2 protein-coding genes are annotated in these 478 nt (G+C 58.8%); one reads left to right on the forward strand and one right to left on the reverse strand.

The window, feature by feature from the left end; genetic code table 11:
* Positions 1 to 182, forward strand: a 182-nt coding sequence (locus I6F21_RS37665; RefSeq protein WP_225184375.1) for a hypothetical protein, incomplete at its 5' end; no start/stop codon positions are given.
* Positions 183 to 298: 116 nt separating this feature from the next.
* On the opposite strand, the gene I6F21_RS37670 is transcribed toward I6F21_RS37665, so the two are convergent.
* The coding region (locus tag I6F21_RS37670; protein ID WP_225184376.1) for a hypothetical protein at positions 299 to 478 on the reverse strand (180 nt) is incomplete at its 5' end.

The raw sequence follows: 478 nt of genomic DNA on the forward strand, positions 1-478 counted from the left end.
CGCTCAGCCGCAGTGGATGCGCCAAGCGGTGGCGTCCGAAACGCCCGCATCGGCTTGCATTACATGGCGTTGCCGATTTCGCCGTGGGAGATCTGGCCTGTGCGAACAGCTTCTGCGGCCTGGGCACGCACGGCAGCGCGGTCGGCGGTGGATTGGGGGTCCCCTCGTTTTCAGTGCAATAAGTGACGGTACGAAAAGCTAGCACTGGCGCGGAGGTGGTGTTGGTAGATCGTTGATTTCATTGACTTTCCTGTTCACTTTCAAATCTGCGATTCGTGGCGTCAAACCGTGATCGGTTTCATCCGTTGGTGCCAGTTATCGGTGCTCCCTGCCGCGAGGGCAGGATTTGGTCGGCATAACGGTCAACAGGAAAGCGGAACACGCCTCGCAGGTTGATGCTTTCCAGCCTGGTGGGAGCAATTTTTCCGATCAGTTCCGGTGGAATGACCTGGCGGCGGTTCGACCAGCGATCCAGGAC

The organism is Bradyrhizobium sp. NBAIM03, from assembly GCF_020194055.1.
GTDB classification, from domain to species: domain Bacteria; phylum Pseudomonadota; class Alphaproteobacteria; order Rhizobiales; family Xanthobacteraceae; genus Bradyrhizobium; species Bradyrhizobium yuanmingense.